The organism is Streptomyces spiramenti, from assembly GCF_012034385.1.
In the GTDB taxonomy this organism is placed as follows: Bacteria; Actinomycetota; Actinomycetes; order Streptomycetales; family Streptomycetaceae; genus Streptomyces; species Streptomyces spiramenti.
Map to the genome: position 1 here is coordinate 1 of NZ_JAAVJB010000466.1, position 1,163 is coordinate 1,163.

Consider the following 1,163-nt stretch of genomic DNA (forward strand, 5'->3'; position numbering starts at 1 on the left):
CGACCCGGCGGACTCGGTGGAAGCGGTCGGCTCGGTCGGCTCGGTCGTCTCGGTGGACGCCGTGGAGGCGGTGGAAGCGGCGGGCTCGGGCGACTGGTGCACTGTGCTCCTCGGGCTGTGGCGGTCGCCGGCGGTCGGGGGCCTCCGCACGGCGCGGTGGTGCGGCGGCCGGTCGGCGGGCCAGGAGCCGCAGCGCGGTCCGCACGGCGGCCTCCAGGACCACGTACCTCCCCTCGGCCCAGTCCAGGGGGGTTCGAACCGCCTCCAGGTCCGGCTCCACCCCGTGGTTCTCGATGTCCCAGCCGTAGCCGTCGAACCAGGCAGCGTTCATCGGGACGGTGATCACGGTGCCGTCGCCCAGCCGGTGCCGACCGGTCATGCCGACGACCCCGCCCCAGGTGCGGCAGCCCACCACCGGGCCGATCCCCAACAGGCGGAACGCGGCCGTGATCATGTCGCCGTCGGAGGAGGTCGCCTCGTCCGCCAGAGCGACGACGGGGCCCCGAGGGGCGTTGGAGGCGTAGCTCACCGGCTGTGCGTCACGAGTGATGTCCCAACCGAGGACGGAGCGCGACAGCTTCTCCACCACCAGCTCACTGATGTGGCCGCCCGCGTTGCCCCGGACGTCCACGATCAGCGCCTCTCGGGCGAACTCCAGCCGCAGGTCCCTGTTGAGCTGCGCCCATCCCGAGCCGCCCATGTCGGGGATGTGGACGTACCCGCACCGTCCGCCGCTCAGCTCCCGGACGACCGCGCGGCGGCGGGCGACCCAGTGCTGGTAACGCAGCGGTCGCTCGTCGAGCAGCGGGACCACCGCCACACGCCTGGGCCGCGGCGGGGGGTGCCCGGCGGTCGTCGCAGTCCGGACCGTCGACCCGGGTCCGCCGGTCCCATCGGCACCGGCATCGGCACCGGCAGCAACACCGGGGTCGGTACCCGCCCCGGCCCAGGCCCCGGCGCCCGTGTCCGTGTCCGTTTCGGCCCGGGGCTCCGCACCGGTCCCGGTGCTGGAGTCGGCGCCGCCACCGCTGGCGGCGCCGACACGGGCAGTGACCGCTGGGGCGGTCGTGCGGGTCGGAGTCGTGTCCGGGCGCGCGGTGGGGGCGCCGGGGCCCATCGGCGGCGCCGCAGTCCCAGCGGGTCCCACGTCGACGGGCCCCGGC

1 pseudogene is annotated in these 1,163 nt (G+C 75.8%); it reads right to left on the reverse strand.

Annotated elements, in window-relative coordinates:
• Nucleotides 1–112: 112 nt before the first annotated feature.
• A pseudogene (locus HCJ92_RS24185) lies at nucleotides 113–832 on the reverse strand (S41 family peptidase); the annotation flags it as partial.
• Between the last annotated feature and the right edge of the window lie 331 nt (nucleotides 833–1,163).